The 24130-nt window shown below is 36.7% G+C and carries 25 protein-coding genes; 10 read left to right on the plus strand and 15 right to left on the minus strand.

The window, feature by feature from the left end; all coding sequences use genetic code 11:
- Positions 1-75 precede the first annotated feature (75 nt).
- The 8 genes from WFH39_RS11320 to WFH39_RS11355 form a co-directional block, all read right to left on the minus strand.
- Entirely contained in the window at positions 76-948 is an 873-nt protein-coding gene (locus tag WFH39_RS11320; RefSeq protein ID WP_336689977.1) for a ChaN family lipoprotein, read from the minus strand.
- 546 nt (positions 949-1494) lie between these two features.
- Positions 1495-2523: a hemin-degrading factor gene (locus tag WFH39_RS11325; protein ID WP_336689978.1), complete on the minus strand. Its 1029-nt coding sequence runs from the start codon at positions 2521-2523 to the stop codon at positions 1495-1497.
- 4 nt (positions 2524-2527) lie between these two features.
- Complete coding sequence (locus tag WFH39_RS11330; RefSeq protein WP_336689979.1) at positions 2528-3178, minus strand: class I SAM-dependent methyltransferase; 651 nt, start codon at positions 3176-3178, stop codon at positions 2528-2530.
- A gap of 1 nt (position 3179) precedes the next feature.
- Positions 3180-3950 (minus strand): heme ABC transporter ATP-binding protein, encoded by a 771-nt coding sequence (locus WFH39_RS11335; RefSeq protein WP_108410348.1) that lies wholly within the window; start codon positions 3948-3950, stop codon positions 3180-3182.
- Complete coding sequence (locus tag WFH39_RS11340) at positions 3947-4990, minus strand: FecCD family ABC transporter permease (RefSeq protein WP_336689980.1); 1044 nt, start codon at positions 4988-4990, stop codon at positions 3947-3949. The genes WFH39_RS11335 and WFH39_RS11340 overlap by 4 nt, the downstream gene beginning before the upstream one ends.
- Complete coding sequence (locus WFH39_RS11345; RefSeq protein WP_336689981.1) at positions 4974-5849, minus strand: heme/hemin ABC transporter substrate-binding protein; 876 nt, start codon at positions 5847-5849, stop codon at positions 4974-4976. Before WFH39_RS11345 ends, WFH39_RS11340 begins: the two co-directional genes overlap by 17 nt.
- Positions 5850-5876: 27 nt before the next feature.
- On the minus strand, positions 5877-6965 hold the full coding sequence (locus WFH39_RS11350) for an HmuY family protein (RefSeq protein ID WP_336689982.1): 1089 nt from the start codon (positions 6963-6965) through the stop codon (positions 5877-5879).
- A 15-nt stretch (positions 6966-6980) separates the two neighbouring features.
- Complete coding sequence (locus WFH39_RS11355) at positions 6981-9098, minus strand: TonB-dependent receptor plug domain-containing protein (RefSeq protein WP_336689983.1); 2118 nt, start codon at positions 9096-9098, stop codon at positions 6981-6983.
- A gap of 96 nt (positions 9099-9194) precedes the next feature.
- On the opposite strand from WFH39_RS11355, the gene WFH39_RS11360 reads away from it, so the two are divergent.
- Positions 9195-9995 carry a T9SS type A sorting domain-containing protein gene (locus WFH39_RS11360; protein ID WP_336689984.1) on the plus strand — a complete coding sequence of 267 codons (801 nt, stop codon included), beginning with the start codon at positions 9195-9197 and terminating at the stop codon, positions 9993-9995.
- 152 nt (positions 9996-10147) lie between these two features.
- Here the strand turns inward: WFH39_RS11360 and WFH39_RS11365 are convergent, their stop codons facing one another.
- From WFH39_RS11365 to WFH39_RS11390, 6 genes are all read right to left on the minus strand, one after another.
- Positions 10148-10438, minus strand: coding sequence for a putative quinol monooxygenase (locus WFH39_RS11365; RefSeq protein ID WP_087711034.1), 291 nt, complete (start codon positions 10436-10438; stop codon positions 10148-10150).
- 92 nt (positions 10439-10530) lie between these two features.
- Positions 10531-11415, minus strand: a complete 885-nt coding sequence (locus WFH39_RS11370) for a sulfite exporter TauE/SafE family protein (RefSeq protein WP_336689985.1) — start codon at positions 11413-11415, stop codon at positions 10531-10533.
- 117 nt (positions 11416-11532) lie between these two features.
- A complete protein-coding gene (locus tag WFH39_RS11375) occupies positions 11533-12774 on the minus strand; it encodes a sulfate adenylyltransferase subunit 1 (protein WP_336689986.1) in 1242 nt (413 codons plus the stop codon).
- 166 nt (positions 12775-12940) lie between these two features.
- Entirely contained in the window at positions 12941-13849 is a 909-nt protein-coding gene (gene cysD / locus WFH39_RS11380; protein ID WP_256039099.1) for a sulfate adenylyltransferase subunit CysD, read from the minus strand.
- A gap of 16 nt (positions 13850-13865) precedes the next feature.
- On the minus strand, positions 13866-14558 hold the full coding sequence (locus WFH39_RS11385; protein WP_442891705.1) for a phosphoadenylyl-sulfate reductase: 693 nt from the start codon (positions 14556-14558) through the stop codon (positions 13866-13868).
- An 88-nt stretch (positions 14559-14646) separates the two neighbouring features.
- Positions 14647-15054: an RrF2 family transcriptional regulator gene (locus WFH39_RS11390; protein ID WP_087711044.1), complete on the minus strand. Its 408-nt coding sequence runs from the start codon at positions 15052-15054 to the stop codon at positions 14647-14649.
- A 140-nt stretch (positions 15055-15194) separates the two neighbouring features.
- Between WFH39_RS11390 and WFH39_RS11395 the strand changes: the two genes are divergently transcribed.
- The 9 genes from WFH39_RS11395 (at position 15195) to WFH39_RS11430 (ending at position 22425) form a co-directional block, all read left to right on the plus strand.
- Positions 15195-15623 carry a DUF4268 domain-containing protein gene (locus WFH39_RS11395; RefSeq protein ID WP_336689987.1) on the plus strand — a complete coding sequence of 143 codons (429 nt, stop codon included), beginning with the start codon at positions 15195-15197 and terminating at the stop codon, positions 15621-15623.
- A gap of 34 nt (positions 15624-15657) precedes the next feature.
- Complete coding sequence (locus WFH39_RS11400; protein WP_336689988.1) at positions 15658-15972, plus strand: hypothetical protein; 315 nt, start codon at positions 15658-15660, stop codon at positions 15970-15972.
- Positions 15973-16281: 309 nt separating this feature from the next.
- Positions 16282-16356 carry a zinc-ribbon domain-containing protein gene (locus WFH39_RS21215; protein WP_442891709.1) on the plus strand — a complete coding sequence of 25 codons (75 nt, stop codon included), beginning with the start codon at positions 16282-16284 and terminating at the stop codon, positions 16354-16356.
- A gap of 1100 nt (positions 16357-17456) precedes the next feature.
- On the plus strand, positions 17457-18278 hold the full coding sequence (locus WFH39_RS11405) for a DUF2314 domain-containing protein (protein WP_336689989.1): 822 nt from the start codon (positions 17457-17459) through the stop codon (positions 18276-18278).
- A gap of 159 nt (positions 18279-18437) precedes the next feature.
- On the plus strand, positions 18438-19277 hold the full coding sequence (locus WFH39_RS11410; RefSeq protein ID WP_336689990.1) for an SDR family oxidoreductase: 840 nt from the start codon (positions 18438-18440) through the stop codon (positions 19275-19277).
- 861 nt (positions 19278-20138) lie between these two features.
- Positions 20139-21053, plus strand: coding sequence for a helix-turn-helix domain-containing protein (locus WFH39_RS11415; RefSeq protein ID WP_336689991.1), 915 nt, complete (start codon positions 20139-20141; stop codon positions 21051-21053).
- 67 nt (positions 21054-21120) lie between these two features.
- Positions 21121-21609 (plus strand): hypothetical protein, encoded by a 489-nt coding sequence (locus WFH39_RS11420; RefSeq protein WP_336689992.1) that lies wholly within the window; start codon positions 21121-21123, stop codon positions 21607-21609.
- 258 nt (positions 21610-21867) lie between these two features.
- Entirely contained in the window at positions 21868-22104 is a 237-nt protein-coding gene (locus WFH39_RS11425; RefSeq protein WP_336689993.1) for a hypothetical protein, read from the plus strand.
- Between the two features lie 3 nt (positions 22105-22107).
- The gene (locus tag WFH39_RS11430) at positions 22108-22425 is read left to right on the plus strand and encodes a type II toxin-antitoxin system RelE/ParE family toxin (RefSeq protein WP_336689994.1); all 318 of its coding nucleotides are present in this window, start codon (positions 22108-22110) and stop codon (positions 22423-22425) included.
- A gap of 34 nt (positions 22426-22459) precedes the next feature.
- Here the strand turns inward: WFH39_RS11430 and gldG are convergent, their stop codons facing one another.
- Complete coding sequence (gldG, locus tag WFH39_RS11435; RefSeq protein ID WP_336690076.1) at positions 22460-24130, minus strand: gliding motility-associated ABC transporter substrate-binding protein GldG; 1671 nt, start codon at positions 24128-24130, stop codon at positions 22460-22462.

Here is a 24130-nt window from a genome sequence, read left to right on the forward strand (position 1 = left end):
GTTTAAATTCTCACACACTTTTAGTCTAAATATAAAACATAACTTTTTACTTTTCACTTTTTACCTGGCTCTTTCTCAATACGTTTTCGTCATATCACTGGGAATGATCAGATTAAAATCGGTGGGAATATAGTCTTTCTCAGGAACTTTTAATTCAGGATCATCCGATTCAAAAACAGAAATGACCGCCATTTTCAGGTTCGGATTTTTTTGTTGAATGTACCAGTAAATCCCGCCAAATTCCTTGCTGTGATAGTTTCCGTTGTAATGAATGAATGTTTTCCCGGATTGCAGATTTTTCAGGATAGATTCTGCCATAGTCGCATCTTTTGTTGCCTGAGCCGAAATAAAATTCATCACTTTGGTTCCGTCTGCGTGATCGCCCATCATCGCTTTCATTTCAGGGTAACCCGGCGTTTCTAATGTTACTTTTATAGGAAGCTGTGCGATATAAGATTTTTCTTTTTCAGATAAATTATTCAGAGATTCCAGACCTTCTTTGGCGGTTTGGGAAGCGTATTTTCTGGGAATATTGGTTGCGATGAAGTTCAGCTTTTTTGCTTTGGCAAAATCCACCAAAGGTTTATAATCGGTCGTGAAATTATTCCAGAGTCTTGCGGAATCTTTCAGTGTTTTCGAGTCTATTTTCCCGTTGAGATATTGATTCAATTGCGGCTGATTGTCTCTTTCGAACATTTCAGCACCTAAAATAAGCTGTCCGTTTTTCTGAGCATACAAACCTTCCGTCACTTTAAGCTGTAACCAGTGGTTGATGGAATTATTATGATTTTCACCAAAGAAAACCACGTCGTAATCAGCCAGTTGTCTGATGAGTTTTTCAGGCTTTACTGATTTTCCTTTTTTGTCGTAAAAATGATAGGCTTTAAATTGCTGTGCCTGAAATGAACAGAAAACAGTAAGAAAAAAGGCAGTGAAAAGGTTTTTCATTTTAATTTGTTTTTTAAACACGAATGGCTTTACAAATATCATGATATAATTTTAATTACTTGTTGTTTTTTTAAACACGAATAACACAAATGGCTTCACGAATATCACGATATAACTTTAATTTTTTAATGATCCATTGTTTATTTTAACGCGAAGCTTTTTTTAAACACTAATCACACAAATGGTTTCACGAATGACACAAGGTAACGTTGATTTATTTTAACGCAAAGTAGATATTTTAAGGTAAATATTTTAAAGTAAGCAAAGTTATTCAGATTTCATCAGTTATTAAGCGAACGTTTTATGATTGCATTTGGCAATGTCTTAGCTGAGTGGCTCGTTCTATCATTTGCTGAACGAAGTGCCCTTGCGAACAAAAAAATATCCTCAATAAGCTAAAAACAAAACTTAGCGATCCTTGCGTTAAAATAAATCAACGTTACCTTGTGTCATTCGTGAAAAGTACTCGTGTCATTCGTGTTTAAACTAAAAAAAGCCGCCTGTAAAAAACAAAACGGCTTAAAGAAACTATCTAACTATTTCAATTTATTTTTCAAGATCTGCAACGAGGTCTTTCCATTCCTGTAATTCCGGGATTCCGGGTTTTCTTTTTCCGAAAAACTGAACGATAAAATCGCCCTCTTTATTGAAAACTTCAATGGCGGTCACTTCTCCGTCTTCCGTGGGTTTTTTCACAATCCATGCTTCCGCAATTTTGGTTACGTCCAGATGCAGATTGAAATCGGGATCCATCACGTTGAACCATTGCTGATGCCAAAGTGTTTTTTTCACATTTCCTGTATGAATCTGGATAATTCCTCTGTTTCCGACAAAAATCATGATCGGAAGTTCTTTTTCCGATGCGTCTTCCAGTACGTTTACGACTTTTGAGCTTTCAATTTTCTTTGCAAAACCTTCCGGAGCCAATCTCAACGCCTGCGTTCTGCTCACTCCGAATTTTCTGGTCATCATAAAGAAATCGTGGGTATCTTTAAGATTTGTCCATGCTTTCTGGAAGCCTTCTACATCAATTTCGGTGTCCGGTTTTTCTTCTGCTTTCGGAGCTGCTTTTTCAAAATCGAAAGATCCGTTCTGCTCTTCTGCTTTATATTTTTCTGCCATTTCATCGAATGCAGCTTCGTTACTGTCTTTGGTAAGGTAAATTTTATGCAGCGCCAAACCGTCTTTTCCGAAAAACTGAAGGCTTTTTTTATCTCCTTCCACCACTGCGAAAGCTAATTTCCAGTGATTCAGGAAAATTCTTAAATCAATATCTTCTCCCACGAAAAGCTGTGCATGAGGACTGCTGAAATCGCCGTTCAGATACACTCCTTTTCTTTCGTGAACGCACTCTTTGTTGCGTGTAAGCGCCATTACTTTTCCTAACTGCTCCACTTCTGCTAAAATATTCTGGAATTCCGGCTTCAGAACCGTTACGCCTTCTCCTACGCTGGTTGCCAACAGTTCTGCTTCGCTTACTCCCAGTTCTGCTGCGGCATTTCGGATTCTCAGATGCGGATTTTCAGCTTTAAGAGCTTCCCATTTTTCCTTCAGATCGTTTACTAATGTGCTCATTTATTTATTTTTTAATGGTTAAAATTGTGTAATTTCTTGTGATGGTTTCTTGTCCGGTTTTGCTTTTTACTTCTTCCTGCCGTTCGGAAATTTTCATTCTTTTAAAATAACTTTTGGAAACGGTTTCCTCCATTTCATCGGTATTGTACAACGTAAAACCGAACTGTGTAAAAGGAAGTTTTTCCATGAAATTACGCTGTCCGAAAGTGAGAACAAATGTTCCGCTGTCTTTCAGAACTCTGTAAATTTCATTGAGGAAATCTGTTGGTTTCTGCCAGAAATAAACAGTGTTTACGGTAAATATTTTATCGAATGTTTTGTCTTCAAAAGGCAGTTCTGTTCCTTCGTACAGGATAAATTCAGCCTGATTTTCAAAATCTTTATTCAGTTTTATGGCTTCATGATGCATGGTTTCCGAAATATCAATTCCGGTATATTTTACATCAATGGCTTTGTTTAAAATATTTCTGACATGCCCTGCATTTCCATGACCGATTTCCAGAATGTGTTCATTGTCTTCTATTAAAAGGGTTTGTATACTTTCCAACGTCATTCCGATGTTGGTTTCATTCATCATTTCGCCGATCTCGATTCCTTTTTCTCCTTGAGGATGGGCGAGATTCTGTGCTAATATTTTCAGTTTTTCTGTATCCATATTATCCAAAAATAATCATTGGGTGCGAAGTTACCGGATGATTGCAGATCGTACACGGAAAATTGTAGGCTTCCCGGATATTTTCAGCGGTGAAAACCTCTTCCGGAGTTCCGTATGCGGCAACTTTTCCTGATTTCATTAATAAAACTTTATCGGCATATTGTGCGGCAAGATTGAGATCATGAAGAACAACAATCGCAGAATTGGCTTTTTTGGTAAAATTTTTAATGATTTCCAATGCTTTGTACTGATGTTTAATGTCTAAATTATTTAAAGGTTCATCTAAAAAAACAAGTTTGTGAGCAATTTCGTTCTGAAGCTGCGCAAAAACCCTCGAAAGATGAACGCGCTGTTTTTCGCCTCCCGATAAAGTGTTGTATTCTCTTTCTTTTAAATGGAGAATATCCGTTTCATTCATCATTCGGTTTGTCGATTCATGGTCTTCTGTTTTAGGCTGTGCATCGAAATACGGATAACGTCCCATCATCACGACCTCTTTTACTTCCAGCGGAATATCGTTGCTGTTGTGCTGTGAAAATTTGGCTTTGTGCTTTGAAAGCTCTTTCACATTCCAGTCGTTGATATGCCTGTTTTTAAATACAATCTGCTGTTCAGATTTAATTTCATTGGCAAGAATACTCAGAAGGCTCGATTTTCCTGCTCCGTTTGGACCGACAATTGCCAGAAATTCGCCATATTCGAGATGAACGTCCACCGAATCCAGAATATGGAAGGTTTTATGCTGATAACTGATCTGATGCGCTTTTATCATAACAGTGATTTTTTAAATTTAACTAAAATCGCAATGAAAACCGGACCTCCCATTAAAGCGGTTAAAATTCCGATCGGAAGTTCCGAAGGTTCCACAATACTTCTGCTGAAAGTATCTGCCGTTAATAATAAAATGCTTCCGCACACCGCTGATAACGGTAAAATAACAGCATAGTCTGATTTAAACAAAAATCTTAAAATATACGGAACGATAAGCCCGACAAAACCAATGGTTCCTGAAAATGCCACACAGCTTCCTACCATTAAAGCCGTAATAAGGATGATCTGCTTTTTTAATCTTTCTACATTAATTCCCAAATGCTGTGCATCTTTTTCGCCTAACATCATTGCATTCAACGCTTTGCCTTTTGGCAGTAAAACCGTGTACGAAATAACCAGAACGATTCCCAAAATAATATTCTTCGTCCATGTTGCAGCAGCTAAACTTCCTAAATTCCAGAACGTTAAATCTCTCAATTGGTCGTCTTTTGAGATGTAAATCAGGAAACCTGTAATCGAAAATCCGATCGCTGTAATGGCAACTCCCGATAATAACATCATCACGACATTGGTTTTACCGCCGCTGGTTGAAATTCTGTACACCAGAAGCATGGAAATAAAAGATCCGATAAAAGCAGCAATGCCCACCAATGAAAACTGTACCGCTTCAGGAAGAAATTCTCTGAAATATCCTCCCAAAACGATGGTAATGGCTGCAAGCAGGGTTGCTCCGGAAGTGAGCCCTATTAAATCTCCCGTTGCCAGAGGATTTCTGAACAATCCCTGCAAACCGGTTCCCGAAACCGCCAACATACTTCCGATAAGGATCGCCATCACAATTCTGGCAGCTCTTACGTCCCAGACTACATATTTATCGCTCATTGAGATTGACTGATCTCCGTTCATTATTTTTTGTAAAACAGCGAATGCAGACTGACCTCCGAAATCGTAAACTCCGGTGTTAAGCGACCCTACTGCAATGATGCAAAGCAGTACGATGCTTATGATGATGTAAACGGATAATTTACTTGGTGCTTTCAATCAGAAGTTGGTTTAATTCTACTGCTGCCTGTCCTAATCTTGGTCCGAAACCGGAAACAAGACCGCCGTCCATGGCAATAATTTTTTTATTTTTTCCGGCATTGGTTTGGGAAACTCCCGGCATTTTTAGCGCGCCTTCGTTTCCTCCCGCTCCCTGCAATCCGCTTGTGAAGAAGAATAACACATCCGGATTTGCCTTTACAACCGCTTCCGGCGTTAAAGGTTTGAAATCTTCAAAATCATTAACGGCATTTTGTCCGCCTGCAATTTCAATTAAAGAAGCCATCGGTGTATTTTTTCCTGAAACCATGAGCATATTTCCTCTTGCGTAGATGAACAGGACTTTCGGTTTTTTGGCAATCGGCTGAATCTGTTTCAGATCGGCATCAATTTTATCATTCAGTTTCTGATAATCTGTATTTCCGACTGCTTTCGCCACTTCTGCGATCAGTCTTTTAGTTCCGTCAACGGTAAATTCCTGCTTAAAAATTTCTGTTTTGATGCCGGAAGATTTAATTTTCCCCATCAGTTCAGGATTGATGTCTTTATCGGAAGCCAAAATTAAGGTGGGATAAACCGCCATAATAGGCTCGATGGTCATTGATCTTACGTGTCCCAGATCTTTAGCTGTCGATTTAAGAGATTCGGGAAAAGTACTTGTCACGTCGGTTCCCACGATTTCTTTTTCGTGACCCAAAGCGGCTACAATTTCAGTAATTCCGCCATTCAGCGTTACGATTTTATGAGCAGATTTTGGAGCTTCAGAGCTTTGTTCTGTTTTATTTTCAGTAACAGTTCCTTCTTTTTTGCATGAATAGACTGCCATTAATACAGATGCGGCAAGAATGAATTTTTTCATGATATCTTTTTATTTGATTTAAAATTTTTAGAACAAGGGTTTGTATTCGAACTGCGGATAGCCTCTTTCGCCGCTGCTGCTCGTAAGTCTGGTGAATCTCAGCTTAAAGTAATATCCGTCCGGATCTTTGATGACATAAAATACATCTCCTTTCACCTGATATCCGGAAGGTCCGACTTCACGCCAGTTTCCTCCGATAACACGCTGATCGTTATAAATGAATTTCGACTGATCGATATCCGAAACTTTAAAATTATTGTAGGCTTCAACACCGGTCGTGGTTCCTGAAGCTTTTACTTCATAAGCTCCCGCTCCACCTACATTATTGATGGTGATAAAGTCTGCATACACATAACTTCCTGCTCCTGTAATGGTATTGGTAAACACCGAAAAGCAAAGATCCCATTTCTTTTTTTCAGGCTGAATGAAGAGTTCTTTTTCATTTTTCAGGCTGACGAAATTATAGTTGTACGCGGAGTTTTTATTGATGGTTAATTCCTTGTGAGAGGTTGAGTTTATTAGGGCGTATTTTATTTTATATCCTCCGTTTGAAGTTCTTGAAACCTGAATTTTCATCCATCCTCTGCTTTCTCCGGCTGTGGTAACGCTTCCCGCAGGAACATTTCCTGTGTAAATTCCTTTCCCCATATTCAGAAGATATACTGCATTTTCAGATTCATTGGGATTAATTTCTTCAATCGCGGTATAACCTGAAGGAAAATTTCCCTTTACATCATCAATATAAATGGTGTTGGAAGGGTTAAAATTCGCAACCTGTACAAGATCCTGTAAACCGGAAACCTGAGATTCTGTGACCAGATCGATATTCGCAGCATTCGGGATTTTTCCTGCTGCCATCATCAGAGAAGAATTAAGAATGACTTTAAAATTGCTTCCTGAATACAAAGCGAGATCCCAATCGGTTCTTTTGGTCAGCACTTCAGAATCCGTTCCCAGATCAAACCAGACCTGATTGGGCTGTGTAGGTCCGCCAACGGAAGGATTCACGATGGAACCTTCAATTTTTGATATGGCAACGGGATCTTCATTATCATTAATGCAGGACTGGGTGATGAATGATGTCCCGATGAAGAGGTAAAGCAGTATTTTTTTCATTTCAATGATTATTTTTTAAAAGTTGTAGGTAAGTCTGGTGAAGTAGCTTCTGCCGTAGAAAAGGTTCGAGTTCGGATCGGTGGTTCCGTGTGCGGTTCCTGCAAAGGTGGTGTCTCTTACGGATGAAACATCAAAAATGTTCTTGATTCCTGCACTGAGTTCAAAATGATTTTTGAAAAACGGCTGACTTACCACGAAATCCATCATGTTAAAGTTGCCACGCTCTCCCACATAATAAAAAGGATGGGCAATATCCTGACTGTCTAAGACAAACATCTGAAGTTTCCCGACGTGTCTGTAAAACAACGAAACATTGGTTCCTGTTTTTGGGAGGGTATAGTTTGCAGCCAGTTTTCCTTCGAATGTATAAAAGAAATCATCTGGAGAAACCAGAGTTCCCGAAAAGAGCTCTTTTCCGATGCCATAATAAGAGGCATTGGCAGCAAGACTAAACTGGTTTTTCTGAAGTTTAAAATTGGCTTCAAAAAGTAATGATCTGAATTTGTTGATATTGATGTATTTGTACTGCAACGGACTCTGATTGATCTGCAAAACTTCTATTCTGTTTTTGAGATCCATGTACGTTGCGCTCGCTCCTACCTGAACATTCCATCCTGAATTGGTGGTGAATTTTTTGTCTCCGTTTAAAGAGATCGTGATTCCTTCTTCCGGTTTTAAATCTTCATTTCCTCTGATGTCGTGATTGCTGTCTACAAAATAGGTGTAGAGTTCATCAAAATTCGGAAATCGGTTCGCGCTTCCTGCAACGAGTCGGATATTACTGGAATCATCTATTTTACCTCTTACCGTTAAGGAATAATTGTGCTGTGTATCAAATTTATCACTCAGCGCCAAACGGTAACCGGGTCTCAATGAAAGCCAGTCTGTAGGATTCCATTCCGCAGAAATAAAATTGGCGTAGTTGAAAATTTTTCGGTCGACATTATTTCCTGCAAAATCTCCTGCAATAAAACCTGCGTATCCTTTGGTATGATCGAGTTCATAACCCAACTGGAAATCTATTTTTTTATCATCAAGAAAATTGCTGAAAACACCTCGCGAATAGATGACATCTGCTTTATTATAGGATTGATAAACTTCTTTCGTTCCCATTACTTTCCTGTTCGGAATATCATAGGTAAAATCTCTGTATTTTCTGTCCTGAGTCTGATATGAAAAATCACCTGTATAATTGATGCTGCCTAATTTGGTCTGAACATTTAAGTGATTGACGTATCTTGTCGTGAGATAATCTCTGTCGGCAGAAGTATAAGTTCTGTTTCCCTCTCCTAAATAAAGTTCTGAAACAATCGGGCTGTAGAAATTGAGTTGTTCATTAACGAAGCCGAATTTATAGAAAACGGACGTTTTATTTTTACTGTATCGGATCACTCCGTCGATATTCAGCACATCTTTCGGCTGCCACAGATATCCTCTTTTTCCATCCTGTTCAAAATACTTATATCCTTCCTGCGTCCCTTTGAATCCCAGAAAATCGTTATGATTGATATTGGCTCCGATGTACCAGTTTTCATTTAAGTTATATCCTGCATTCAGCGTTTGGATATGTCTTCCCTCTCCTTTTTTGTACCAATTGTATTCTTTTCCTACAGTTTCTTCCTGAACAGAGGCATTTAACGTTAATTTTTTCTGAGTGCTTTTTTTGGTAATGATATTGATGACTCCTGCAACGGCATTGCTTCCGTAATCCACTCCCATTGAACCTCTTACCACTTCTATACGTTCTACATTATTAATATTGAGTTTGGTGAGATCTATATTGTTTCCCAGTCCTACATCTCCCACCACAGGAATATTGTCAATCAGGATTTTGGTATATTCTCCACCCAGTCCCAGTAAACTCGCCGTTGAATTTCCGGAATTGCGGTCTGAAGTAATCAGGATGTTTAAGCTTTGGTTTAAAACATCTGCCACATTGGTTGCCGCCATATTTTTGATCTGCTGCGCATCAATAACCTCCACTTTATAAATTGATTTATTAATGGATTGCTGAGTATACTGTCCCGTAAGGACAACCTCTTCAATTTTTTCCAGCTTTACAGAATCTTTTTTCTGCGCATTCATCCACAAAATCATCGTTAAAGCCAGAACAGAAAGCAATTTCTTCTTCATAGGATCAAAAAATTTTTGACAAATATAATATTTTATTTAGAACAATTAAAAATAATTATATAATTTTGTAGAATAATTCTAAATAAAAATAACGTTATGAAACTAGGACTACTTATTGGAAGTTTACTGCTTACAGCGATTTCGGGAAATGCACAGGTAACAGCGATTAATGAGAATTTTGAATCTTTCACGGCAGGAACAGGCGCAGCATGGCCGCAAAATAACTGGAACCGTGTACAAAGTGGTTCCGGACCGTGGGTATATGTAGATAATTCGAATGCTGCGGACAAACATATCCAGTATTACAGCTTTTTCACAACGAATACACCGGGTTATGCTATTGCTCCGCAAATTGTAGCACCGGACGGAACTCAGACACTCACGTTTAAATCTTCTCTTACAGCAGGATCTTCTGCAGGAAGTACCGGAACCATTGAAGTTGGATTTGTGGACGGCGTTACAACAGCAGATATGGCAAGTTTTACAAAGATTGGAAATACGATTACGCTTACTTCAACAGATACGCAGTATTCCGTACCGATTCCTGCATCCAATAAACAATATATTGCCTTCAGAATTGTAGGAAGTCTTAATCACACAGCAATTCAGTTGGATGATATTTCTTACGCGGTAAATTCGATACTTGCAGTTTCAGATCAGGCAAAATCAAAGGAAAGTGTACAGTTTGCAGTGAATTCCGACAATACCGCATTGCAGTTTGCTGCTAAAAAAGAACCGAAAAAAATTCAGATCTATTCAGCCGGAGGTCAGAAAACAGCCGAAGGAAAATTATCCGGAAGATCGTTTGACATCAGTACGCTTCAAACCGGAGTTTATTATATCCTGATCGAAACGGCGGAAGGAGAAATCGTGAAATCAAAATTCATTAAAAAATAAACTTTTCACAGAATCACAAAGGTTCACAGGAGCTTTATTGATAATACTTTCTATTTTTTCTAATAAAAGGCTGTCCGCAATAGTGAACAGCCTTTTAGTTTTATGCTTACCTCAGGAAGAGTAAAGTTATTTTTAAACTTCCTTCTTACAGATTACAAAGTTTTAAATCCTTTAAATACCTGAGTAGAACTTTCCAGCATTTTAGAAACGTCTCTTCTGAAATTCAGCAAATGATCCTGCCCGTTGTGGCGGTTAAGGTGTTCTTCACTTTCCCACAATTCCACCATGAAAAAAGTTCCTTTGTTATCTTTGTCTTCAATAAGATCATACTGCAGACATCCCTCTTCTTTTCTGGTTTCTCTTACCAGAATCTGGAAAAGTTCAACTGCTTCCATCAGATAATTTTCATTAAATCTGAAAAGCGCAACTACGTTTATGTTCATTGTTATTTTTTTAGTGGTGTAAATGTAGAATATTTTCAAAACCGAAAAGATATTTCATGCTTTTATTTTTCCACATTTAACAGATTTTATCACTAAAAAACAGATTTGTAAATGGTAATTGAGCTCATCACGATGACCAGAGTTCCGATGATGACAAACATACTTTTCACGGGAAGTTTTGCCGTTAACATCGCAGAAAAAGGAGCAGTAAAAATTCCTCCGATCAGAAGACCGAGAATGATATTCCAATGCTGGATTCCCAATGTGAAAATAAAAGTAATGGCTGCCGTTAAGGTTAAAATAAATTTTGCCACCGTAGAACTTCCCACTGCAAATCTCGGCGTAAAGGAATTTTTAATTAAAGTTCCTGTTACCAACGGTCCCCATCCTCCTCCGGCAAAGGAATCGATAAAACCTCCGATCAGTCCCAAACGCGTTAAATTTGTTTTCCGTTTCAATTTTTTGTCCTGCTTGTTTTTAAAAGCATTGGATAAAATCTGAATTCCCAGATATAATGTGTAGAAAGAAATAATTGTTTTGGTGATTTTTGAATAATATTCTCCGAGATATGTGAGTGAAACCGCCCCGATAATTGCTCCGAAAACCGCAGGAATGGCGAGTCTTTTCACCAGACTTTTGCTTACGTTTTTCAGTCTGATATGACTGATGCTTCCGGCTGCCGTTGTAAAGCTTTCCGCAGAATGAATACTTGCGCTCACCGCATGAGGAGGAATTCCGAGAAACAAAAGCGTGGTCGTACAAATTACACCGTATCCCATTCCCATTGATCCTGCAACGATTTCTGCCAAAACTCCCACCAACATCATCCAGTAGAAAATGTAATTATCTTTGGCTAAAACAGTGAACAGTTCATCCAGATAGCCCAGTTCATACATCGTAAAGGCAACAACCGACAGAACTGCGATTGTCACAAAAAATACATTTAACCTGAACTGAACTTTTCTTGAAATAACCATTTTTTCTGTTTTCTATCGTTTTAAACCACTACTGAAATATTTATGCAGCTAAGAAAATTCACTTTAAATCAGCTTACCTTTTTAAATCTCTCTTCAATGGTTCAGATTATGTTTAATTTATAAAATCATTACGGCTCCCACCGTTGAATTGCCTGTCTCGTCGATCAATATAGCGTTGCCTGTTGCATTGCTTTCTTCAAAGCTGTCGAAAACCAGTGGTGAAGCTGTTTTTAAACGGACTTTTACGACTTCATTTAATTTTATGCTTTCAGAAACCGGCGTTTTTTCTAAAGTATTAACGTCTATTTTATATTCAATTTCTTTGATAATCGCTTTTAAAAGTTTGCTTTTGTGCTGAATGAAATATTTATTTCCTTCGTTTAATTCCTTTTTATCCAGCCAGCAGACAACGGCTTTAATTTCATTTTCAACTTTCGGAAGGCTTTCGGTTTTTACTAAAAAATCGCCTCTGCTGATATCAATATCATCTTCAACATGCAGAACAGCGGGCTGATTGGCAAAAACAAATTCCACTTCTTTGCCTCCTGTTTCTATTTTTGAAATTTTGGTCTGAATATTCTGAGGAAGCACCGTAATTTCGTCACCTTTCTGATAGATTCCTGAAAGAACTTCTCCTGCGTATCCTCTGTAATCATGCAAATCCTCCGTTTGCGGGCGAATGACATACTGAACCTGAAATCTCGGACTCTGAAAGTTTTGATCTGAATTGATTTCAACCGTTTCAAGGAAATCCAACAGCGTAGAACCTTCATACCAAGTCATACTTTCTGATCTTTCCACAATATTATCGCCATGAAATGCCGAAATCGGGAAATAATTTACATTTTTTAACCCTAGTTTTTCTGCAACCGATTCATACTGAGCTTTTATATCTTTAAAAACTTTTTCAGAATACTCAACGAGATCCATTTTATTGATGGCGACCACCACATTTTCCATCTTCAATAAAGACGCAATAATGGAGTGTCTTCTTGTTTGTTCAATCACGCCTTGTCTTGCATCAATAAGAATAACAATCAGTTGCGAATTAGAAGCTCCCGTAATCATATTTCTTGTATACTGAATATGTCCCGGTGCATCCGCAATAATAAATTTTCTTTTCGGCGTCGAAAAATAACGGTAGGCAACATCGATGGTAATTCCCTGCTCTCTTTCTGCTCTTAAACCATCCGTTAAAATAGCAAGGTCTACTCCGTTTTCGTTTTTATTTTTTGACTGTTTTTCGAGTGCTTCAAGCTGATCGATCAATATATTTTTACTGTCGTACAGAAGTCTTCCGATCAGGGTACTTTTCCCGTCGTCTACGCTTCCTGCAGTGATAAATCTTAATATGTCCACGTTTGTTTTATTAATTATGAGTAATTGAGTGAGGTTGAGAGTGAGGTTAAGGTTTAGGCTAAGACTAAGATTAAGATTAAGATTAAAGGCTTACTACAAAAACTTCCATCTTCCATCTTCCATCTTCCATCTTCCAACCTCCAACTTCCAGCCTCCATCTTCCATCCTAAAAATAACCTCCTTTCTTCCGGTCTTCCATTGCAGCTTCCGTCACTTTATCGTCGATTCGGGTTTCGCCGCGCTCGGAAATTCTGGATGCGGTAATTTCATTCACTACCTCATCCAAGGTTTCGGCAGCACTTTCTACTGCGGCGGTACAGGTCATGTCTCCGACGGTTCTGTAACGTACTTTTTTACTGACAATCGTATCATTTTCATCAATCTGAATAAAATCCGATACTGCAATTAACTGTCCGTCATATTCAATCACCTCACGCTCATGTGCGAAGTAAATGGATGGCAACTGGATATTTTCTTTTTTAATATAATTCCAGACATCAAGCTCCGTCCAGTTCGAAATCGGGAAAACTCTTACGTTTTCACCTTTGTTGATTCTTCCGTTGTAGATGTTCCACAATTCGGGACGCTGCAGCTTCGGATCCCATTGTCCGAATTCATCACGCACAGAGAAAAAACGTTCTTTAGCTCTGGCTTTTTCTTCATCTCTTCTCGCTCCGCCAATGCATGCATCGAATCCGAATTCTTCAATTGTATCTAATAAAGTGTGGGTTTGCAGCCAGTTTCTGGAAGCAAATTTCCCTTTCGGTTCGGTTAAATTTTTAGCTTTAATGGTATCTTCCACTTTTCTTACTATCAGTTCCGCGCCGATATTTTCTGCTAAATAATCTCTGAACTGCAATGCTTCAGGGAAATTATGTCCTGTATCGATATGAACCAACGGAAAAGGAATTTTCATCGGAGCAAAAGCTTTTTTTGCCAGATGAACCAAAGTGATAGAATCTTTTCCGCCACTGAAAAGCAACGCAGGTTTTTCAAACTGAGCGGCAATTTCCCTCATAATGTAGATACTTTCTGCTTCCAACTGCTCCAGATAATCTAACGTATGTGTCGTCATTTTTTATTTTTTTGAATTAATGAGAATGCAGACCGCACTCTTTCTGTGAACTTTCCCACCACCATCGTCCGGCGCGCGGATTTTCTCCTTCTTCGATTGCTCTTGTACAGGGTTGGCAACCGACACTGATGAATCCTTTTTTATGTAAAGACAATTCCTGAACTTTATTTTCTTTCAGATAATCTAAAACATTCTGGTAATTCCAGTGAATTAAGGGATTATATTTGTATAGTTTCCGGTCTTCGTCCCATTCGATGACCGGCATATTTTCTCTGTTTTCAGACTGTTCGGAGCGCAATCCTGTAATCCAGACTTTTGCATTTTCCAACGCACGGTTTAAAGGTTTAACCTTACGGATAAAACAGCATTCTTTTCTGTTTTCTATGGAATGATAAAACGCATTGATTCCTTTTTCATTCACATATTTTTCTACGTCTGAACTTTCCGGAAAATAGACTTCGGTTTTTGTTTTGTATCGGGAATTATTCTGGGAAAGCAACTCGTAGTGCTCGTAAAAAAGTCTTCCTGTATCAAGCGTGAACACTTTTACCGGCAGATGATTTTTGAAAATCATATCCGTAATTACCTGATCTTCCTGACCGAGTGAGGTGGAAAAAACAACCCCTTCAGAAATTTTTGAAGAAATAAATTTCAGTCCCTCTTCTGCGGAAAGCTGTTTGAGTTGTTCTGCATCTTCTTTTGAAATCATATTTTGTTCATTTGAAGTAATGCAAATATCAGATAAAATAATTATCCTACCAAAAAAGTAGACTAATTATTTAAAAAAAAGGATCTGATTAATCTACCAAATCCATTAACGTTCTTTTCTCCAGGATATTCAGCGAAGCATCGCGAACTTCAATCAGAACGTCGTGCAGACCGCAATGATCTTCACTGCAGTCGTCGCATTTTTCGTAAAAATTTAAACTTACACAAGGAAGCAGTGCGATGGGTCCGTTCACGAGACGAATAATTTTCGCCAGCTTTACATTTTCCGGCTTTTCTTTGAAAAAATAGCCTCCTCCTTTTCCTTTTTTGCTATCGAGAATGTCCGCTTTTTTAAGCTCAAGCAGGATATTTTCCAAAAACTTTAAAGGAATTTTCTTGTGTTCGGCAATTTCGGAAATAAGAATCGGTCCGTCATTTCTCTTTTCTACAAGATATGACAGTGCCTTGAAAGCGTATTGAGATTTTTTAGACAGCATTACTACAAAAATAAGAAAATTGTTTGATATGTATAATAGGGTGACTGGAAGTTAGAAGATGGAGGCTGGGAGTTTTCAGAGACTGTATTACTTCCTTCTTCGTACTTCCTTCTTCCGTCCAAAATCCCTAAATTTGCGTTATGTTCAGTAAACAGGAAGCACAGCAGTTAAAGAAAGAGTTTTGGACGGCTTTTGGAAAGTCTTTTCCAAGAAAATGGATTTTGTACGATACCAAAATCAAGGATATGTCGTTTAAATTTTATGCGGATAAGAAAAAAGCGGAAGTTTCTCTGGATATCGAAATGAAGGATGAAGTTTTCAGAGATGCGTACTACAACAAAATATGGTCATTGGAAGATATTCTGAAGGATTTTATCGGCGATTTTCACAAGGAAGAATTTTATACGCTGGAAAACGGAAAGGTTATCAGCCGAATCTGGGTTGAAAAGCACGGCATTTCTGTTTTCAATAAAAAAACATGGCAGGAAGCCTTTGAATTTTTTGTTGAAAAAATGGATGGCTTCGAGCGGTTTTATTATGAATATGAGGATTTTATAAAGGATGTTTAGTGAATAGTTCCTAAAGATTACAAAAAAGCATTTTATGAAAATAAGATATTGCTGGAGGTGCAGAATGGATGTTCCCATGCTTGATGAAGAAGAGGGAAAAATCGCTTCGAAATTATTAGCTGAAGGATTTCACGAAGTTAAAACAGCCAGAAAAACGCCTTTCAATGAAAATTTCAAAAAACTGCTGGATTATTACAATAATTTAACCGGTTTTGAAGAAACAAATCCTAATGCCATCATGCATCATTTCAGCGATATGTATGGTCCTGACTGTGAAAACTGCGGAAAACCTTACCGAACGGAAACTGCTACATTCTGCCCGAAATGCGGTAACAAAAGAAAAATTTAAGGACTTTTCTCAATTTGGATTTTTTTTAAACGCAAAGATTATTTTTTTACCAATACAATCTTGAGAAGGCAAAGACAAATGAAATTTGCCTCGCGAAGCTTGAAAACAGATCTTATTTAATTTAAAATTAGCTATTTAGATTCTGAAATGCGGCAACAAAAGAAAAATTTAAGGACTTTTCTTAATTTGATTTTTTTAACGCAAAGATTATTTTTATCAGTATAATTTTGAGAAGGCAAAGGCAAATGAAATTTGCTTCGCGAAGCTTGAAAACAGATCTTATTAAGTTTAAATTAGCTTATTTAAATTCTGAACTGCGGAAAACCTTACCGAACGGAAACTGCTACATTCTGTCCTAAATGCGGTAGCAAAAGAAAAATTTAAGGACTTTTTTCAATTTGATTTTTTTTAACGCAAACATTATTTTTATCAATATAATTTTGAGAAGGCAAAGACAAATGAAATTTGCCGCGCGAAGCTTGAAAAAAGATCTTATTTAATTTAAATTAGCTATTTAGATTCTGAAATGCGGTAACAAAAGAAAAATTTAAAGACTTTTCTCAATTTGATTTTTTTAACGCAAAGATTATTTTTATCAGTATAATCTTGAGAAGGCAAAGGCAAATGAAATTTGACTCGCGAAGCTTAAAAACAGATCTTATTTAATTTAAAATTAGCTATTTAGATTCTGAAATGCGAAAACATTATAGAAAGAGAATAGCTATATTCTGTCCTAAATGTGGTAACAAAAGAAAAATTTAAGGACTTTTTTCAATTTGATTTTTTCAACGCAAAGATTTATTTTTATCAATACAATTTTGAGAAGGCAAAGGCAAATGAAATTTGCTTCGCGAAGCTTGAAAATAGATCTTATTAAGTTTAAATTAGCTTATTTAAATTCTGAAATGCGGAAAACCTTACCGGACGAAAACCGCTACATTCTGTCCTAAATGCGGTAACAAAAGAAAAATTTAAAGACTTTTCTCAATTTGGATTTTTTTAACGCAAAGATTATTTTTATCACTATAATTTTGAGAAGGCAAAGGCAAATGAAATTTGCTGCACGAAGCTTGAGAATAGATTTCAAGGCTAGTTTTGTGTCAAGGTGAATCGTGAATTTTTAATCCAAATCAGGATCGGAAGCCGCTTAAATATTTTTAAACTTGTGATTAAAATAATTTCAGAATTAACCGCAAAAGATAATGATAAAGCGAATTTCAAGAATAATCAAAGCGCTTAAAAGAATAAAAATCAAAGATTTTTAAAAACTGTTGTTATCTTCTTATTTATAATCACAACTTTAAATAGACGTTTAGTTCATCTTTTGCGGCTTTTGCGGTTAAATAAAAAATTTAAACAGATTTTTGTATAAAATTCAACCTTCTGTTCTTATATTTTTCTGTATTTTGGTCAAAATAAAAATAACAGAATAAATTTTCAGCAAAATATAAACTGAAAAAATAAAAACTAATAATTAAAACAAAATGTCAGAAAATAAAATATTTTTCGCAGACGCAGCAGATCCTGAAATGTCTAAAGCTTATAAGAAAGCGCAGGAAACTTTTAAATATTTCTGGAGAGAGCAATCTTGGGAATACAGAAGAATTATTCCGGCACTGAGTGTTTCATGCGTGAAAGTGGCTTTTTCTCAGGAAGATCCTTCTTCAGATTCACCTATTGTAGAACATATGTGGATCAATGACATCCATTTCGATGGCGATTTTATCAAAGGATACCTCATCAACAAACCGAATAAACTCACCAATGTTGAAGTCGGAGATTATGTGGAAATTTCTGTAAACGAAATCAGCGACTGGCTTTTTGCCATGCCGCAACGTGCAAAAAAAACGAAAGGACTTTCAAAACTGTTTTCATCTTCTTCAGAGTCTCTTCCTCCGAAAGCTTATGGCGGATTTACGATCCAGAAAATGCGTTCGGATATGTCTCCGGCGGAAAGAAAAGCACACGACAATGCATGGCAAATGGATTTCGGAGATTTTAATGATATTGAAATCGTTTATGAACAGAAAGAGCATCCTGAAAATCTTGTGGAGCATCCGATGAGCAGAAATATGAAGGAAGAGCTGGTAAAATTCGTCGGCGAAAATCCGGATGAGATTACAGGTCAGGATAGTAACGGCTATTCTATGCTTCATGCGGAAACGATTGCCGGAAATCTAAGTTCTGTGGAAGTGATTCTTGCAGCAGGAGGTGATAAAAATTTAAAGACAAAATCCGGAAAAACAGCTTTGGACTTTGCCCGACAACTGAATTGGGAACATATTATTCCTGTTTTGGAAGATTGATTTATCTTAATTATTATACGGAAAGAGAGACTGAAAAGTTTCTCTTTTTTGTTTTCTGCCATCCACGATCTGAATACATTCTTTCCTGATTCGGCTACATTTCCTACTGCACAACTTTCCATCTTTGTACCATCATTTAACAACAATAAAATATTTAAAATGGAAACAAAAAAAGTATGGTTCGTAACGGGAGCTTCAAAAGGTTTAGGATTTGAACTCGTTAAAAAATTATTATCCGAAGGATTTCAGGTGGCAGCAACAAGCCGTACTGTTGATTCTCTGATCTCGGCTTTTGGAGAGGCATCGGAAAACTTTCTGCCCTTAAGTGTAAATATTACGGACAATAATGATGTAAAATCTGCCATTGCAAAAACCACAGCGCATTTCGGACAGATCAATGTTGTGGTTAATAATGCAGGATACGGACAGATCGGAACTTTGGAAGAGCTTAGCGATGAGGAAGCAAGAGAAAATTATGCGGTGAATGTTTTCGGAACTTTAAACGTCATCAGAAATGCTATGCCTTATCTTCGTGAGCAGAAATCGGGAAATATTTTCAATATCTCTTCTATCGGAGGTTTTGCAGGGAATTTTCCGGGTTGGGGAATTTACTGCTCCACCAAATTTGCAGTAGCAGGATTTACGGAAGCTTTGGCAGAAGAAGCGAAAGATTTCGGAATTCATGCAACGGTAGTTTATCCGGGATATTTCCGTACAGATTTTTTGGCTAAAGATTCGGTAAAAACTCCGGCAAATCCTATTCAGGCTTATGAAGCAGCAAGAAGTTCGGAACAGGCACATCTTGACGAAATCAACGGAAATCAGCCGAATGATCCTGTAAAAGCAGCAGACGTTCTGATTCAGCTGAGCAAAGAGCAAAATCCGCCAGTGCATTTTCTTTTAGGCGTAGGAACTATGGAATTTCTTACCAATAAAGTAGATTTGATTATAGGGGAAGCGAAGAAATGGGAGGTTTTAGCAAATTCTACAGCAATTTAGGATTGATTGATTTCTTTTGTCTTGAAACAAAAGAACCAAAAATTCAAGACTTAGATCCTGAATGCTAAAAATTAAAACGTAATCCTAAAATTCCCAAAACTCGCGCGAATCAAAATCCGTTCTTCGGTTATGGATTATAACCGCGCTCAGACAGTGGAAATTTTTTAACGGATTACGTTTTAATTTTCTTAACGCTTCAGGCTCTTATGTCGGAAAAGCCATGTGATATAGACCTGATATAGACATTTTTGATTTATGTCAGGTAATGTAAAGTATGAACGTTTATCAAATTCTACAGCAATTTAGGATTGATTGATTTCTTTTGTCTTAAAACAAAAGAACCAAAAATTCAAGACTTAGATCCTGAATGCTAAAAATTAAAACGTAATCCTAAAATTCCCAAAACTCGCGCGAATCAAAATTTGTTCTTCGGTTATGGATTATATCCGCGCTCAGACAGTGGAAATTTTTTAACGGATTACGTTTTAATTTTCTTAACGCTTCAAGCTCTTATGTCGGAAAAGCCATCTGATTTAGTCATTTTTGATTTGTATCTCAGGTAATGTAAAAGTATGAACGTTTAGCAAATTCTACAGCATTAATTTACTTCTTTTGTCTTGAAACAAAAGAACCAAAAATTCAAGACTTAGATCCTGAATGCTAAAAATTAAAACATAATCCTAAAATTCCCAAAACTCGCACGAATCAAAATTTGTTCTTCGGTTATGGATTATACCTGCGCTCAGACAGTGGAAATTTTTTAACGGATTACATATTAATTTTCTTAACGCTTCAGGCTCTTATGTCGCAATAAAGAACATTTATTTAAAAAAATCACTAAAAACAATTAACTTCGTTACTATGAAAGAGACCTTCCGTTTTCATTCGATCTCCGATTTTCATGCTTTCTGTAATCTGCCGAGTCCGGATCATCCACTGATCAGCTTAATTGATTACAGCAAAGTCCGCTATCCTGTAAATGATACGGAACTAAAATGGACGCAGAATTTCTATTCAGTGGGGCTGAAAAGGAATGTCAATGCGAAATTCAATTACGGTCAGCAGGAATATGACTTTGATTCTGGCGTGTTGTGTTTTGTTTCGCCGATGCAGTTTCTAAGAATTGAAATGAAACCCGATGTTGAGTTTGAACCGACCGGATACCTATTGCTGATTCATCCTGATTTTCTTTGGGGAACCTCGCTCATCAAAAAATTTAAATCGTACGATTTTTTCAGTTATAAGATCAACGAAGCTCTTTTTTTATCGGAAAAAGAAGAGAAAACTATTGTGGAACTGTTTAAAAATATCGAAAAGGAATACCAGAACAACATCGATAAATTTACTCAGGAGCTTATTGTAGCGCAACTGGAATTATTTTTAATCTATTCTGAACGTTTTTACGAAAGACAATTTTTGACCAGAAAAAAATCAAGTCACGAATTGCTGGATAAATTTGAGGAAGTTCTTTCGCAGTATTTTAACAGCGGAAATCTTCTCGAACACGGTATTCCCTCCGTGAAAACCATCGCCGAACAACTGAATATTTCACCCAATTATCTGGGAAGTTTACTGCGCATCCATACGCAACAGAACACGCAACAACACATCCAGAATAAGCTGATTGCTCTCGCAAAAGAACGTCTGAGCACCACCAATTTATCCGTAAGTGAAATTGCGTATGAACTGGGTTTTGAACATCCGCAGTCGTTTAGTAAGTTATTTAAGCAGAAAACAAATCAGTCTCCGGGGGAGTTTAGGAGGTTGTTTAATTGAAGGTATTTAACTTTTATTATTAATCATAAATAAAAAATTCTTTAATTTTACTTAAACTAATATTGCCATGAAAGAATCTAATAATCTAAAAAAAGATATAATTTTAATATTTTTGGGAGCATTTATATCTTCAGGTACAGCGCTAACTACAACTTTTATCAATGAAAAAAGGTATGATAAAAAAGAAAATGTTAAAAAAAAAATAGAACTTAATAATCAAATATCTAAAGATTTAGGTAAAAGGCTATATCTAACTTACCAATTATACAAATCAATTGATAAAAATGACACTGTATACATTAATGCTTTAAAAGACTATAAAATATCAAAGGAGGAATGGAATATTCAAATCTATTCTTATCAGTCCCTACTAAAATATTATTATTCTGAAAAAATAAAAAAAGAATTTTTAGATTCAATTTATACTCCGTTAGTGGAATTAGGACAGCAGGCAGAACATAGAAAGCTTAATAAATCTTTTAAAAATAAATTCAAGATCCAACAAACAAAAAATATTGAGTTCATAACTAAGGTTTATGATTTAAGTAATGAATAACATCATAATATATTGAACATTAATATTTAGATATAGTTCTAAATTCTTTAAAAACTACACATAAAATGTATTTTAGCTTTAAAAAATGTAAAAAAGTTCTCTTTTCTATTTTCAAACCTCTTCTTTCTCAGCCAGAAGAACAAACCTCCCAAAATACCGATAATCACTAAAGAAAGCAGCAAATTAAACCATTGCCAGTTGTCAATTATAAATTCAATATAAAATTTAATTTGTAATTTTGATTCAAATACATCAGTTATGGATCTTCAAACGAGAAAATTAAATCTTATTACTTATCTTGCTCAGCTACAGGATGAAAGTTTTTTTGACAAAATTGAAGAATATATTTTATCGAAGCTGGAAAAAGAAGATCGTTCTGAGTTCCCTTTTAGTATTGAAACTTTAATAAACCGTATTGAAAAATCTGAAGAAGATTTTAAAAACGGAAGATTCAAAACTCAGGAAGATCTGGAAAATCAGTCAGCTAATTGGTAGAAGATGAAAATAATCTGGACTGAATTTGCTATTGAAAATTTAAAAATCATTTTCGACTATTATGCTTCCAGAGCCAACAAAAATGTAGCTCATAAAATTCGAAAGCAAATCTTTAAATCGACAAAACAATTAATTCAAAATCCACAATCCGGTCAGCTTGAACTTCATCTGGAAAAGCTAAATCAAGAACATAGATATATTCTAAGTGGTAATTATAAAATCATTTACAAACTGGATCACGAATATATAATCATAAATGATGTATTTGACACAAGGCAAAATCCAACTACCATGATTAATGAAAAACGGAATATAAAATAAAAAAGAGAAGCAAAAACTTCTCTTTTTCTATATCTTATCCAAATTTCTTCTTTCTCAGCCAGAAGAACAAACCTCCCAAAATACCGATAATCACTAAAGGAAGCAGCAAATTAAACCATTGCCAGTTGTTTTTCTCTTCCGTAATTCTCTGTCGGTCAAGAAGCCTTTCTTCGATGTTTCGGTTTCTGAGGTCCATGAGGTTGCTGTCGTCCAGAAGATAGTCTAATGCATTTCTCAGGAACTGCTCGTTTCCAAACTGTTCGTTGGTAAGCAGATCTACACCTAAGGGAAGCGGTTCGCCTTTCAGAACTTTATTTCTTCCTACGTCTCCGTCGGCGATCACGATCATTTTATTTTCAGGGCTCGAACTTTTAAAATTCGGGTAGGATTTTCTTTCGATTCTGGAAGCATATGCAGAATTGAATTTTCCTTCTAAAGATACTGCATAAATCTTCGGTGTGCTTGGTTTTTCCATTTGTCCGAGACTGTCGACACTGGAAATTTCTTTCAGATCCACATAATTCGGAACCTGCTTCAATAAAGTTCTTTCACTCGATTCAAAAAGAACGTTCGTTTTGATATTTTTTCTTCCGCCCAGTGTATCGATGGAAGTCGGGAACTCAAACTTTACAGGATTGATATTTTTCGTAATCGGATTGTTGCTTTCTGCGATTCCCAAAGGAAAATATGGCCACGGAAGACTGGTGTACTGTGGATTTCCGCTCACTTCTCCCGTTACTAATCTCAACAGCGCAAACTTCTTCACATCTTTTACCAAAGCCGGATTGATCCTGATTCCATAGTTGAAGAAAAAGTCAGTCATGTTAATGTCTACAGGAAAAGGCATTACCTTTTGAGACCTCATCAGTGTATCCATTTCCGCATTTACGGCATCAATCATCCACAAAGTTTTTCCGCCGTTCATGATGTATTGGTCAAGAATTACTTTTTCACCGTCTGTGAAAGCTTTTCTTGGTTTTGCGATAACCAAAGCATTCATTTGTTTTAAGGTCGGAATATCTGCGATGGTAAGTTCGGTCTGATTTTTAGGAATAATAGGACCTGCATCATAACTTTCCGTTGCCAGTTGCATAAACCCCTGAAATTCTCTTGGATTCAGCTCATCCTGATTTACCAGAATCCCGATTTTCTTTCTTTTGTGCGCCGCAATATTTTTAATGTTTGAAACCAGATTGTACTCTAAATTTTCAATGGATTTCGTAAGCTGTTGATCAGCATCAATTCCTGTCTGCTGAACCACCAAAGGAATTGAAACTCCCCTCTTATCATATTTTACTACTGCATAAGGAAAAAGCATAATCTGAGAAACTTTGCCGTCTTTGATGTCCGGAAGCATGGAAGGTTGCATTCCCATCGCCATCAGAGTATCTTTAGACATTTTGGTTTTGATAGGATCAATGAATTTAAAATCGATCTTTGGATTAATTTTTCTGAACTCTTCCAGCATAAATTTCGTTTCGCTCTGAAGCTGTTTGAAACTTGCCGGAAAGTCTCCTTCCAGATAAACATCGACTAATAAAGGTTTATTTACCGATTCCAGAACCTTAACGGTATTATCGGAAAGCGTATATCTTTTTTCTTTGGTTAAATCCAATCTTATTCCTGAAATAGCAAGAATAATAACCAATGGCAACACTACGAAAAGTAAAATTCCTAACGGAGATTTGAACTGTATCTTCTTCAT

Source organism: Chryseobacterium sp. MMO-72 (assembly GCF_037146035.1).
Classification (GTDB): Bacteria; Bacteroidota; Bacteroidia; order Flavobacteriales; family Weeksellaceae; genus Chryseobacterium; species Chryseobacterium indicum.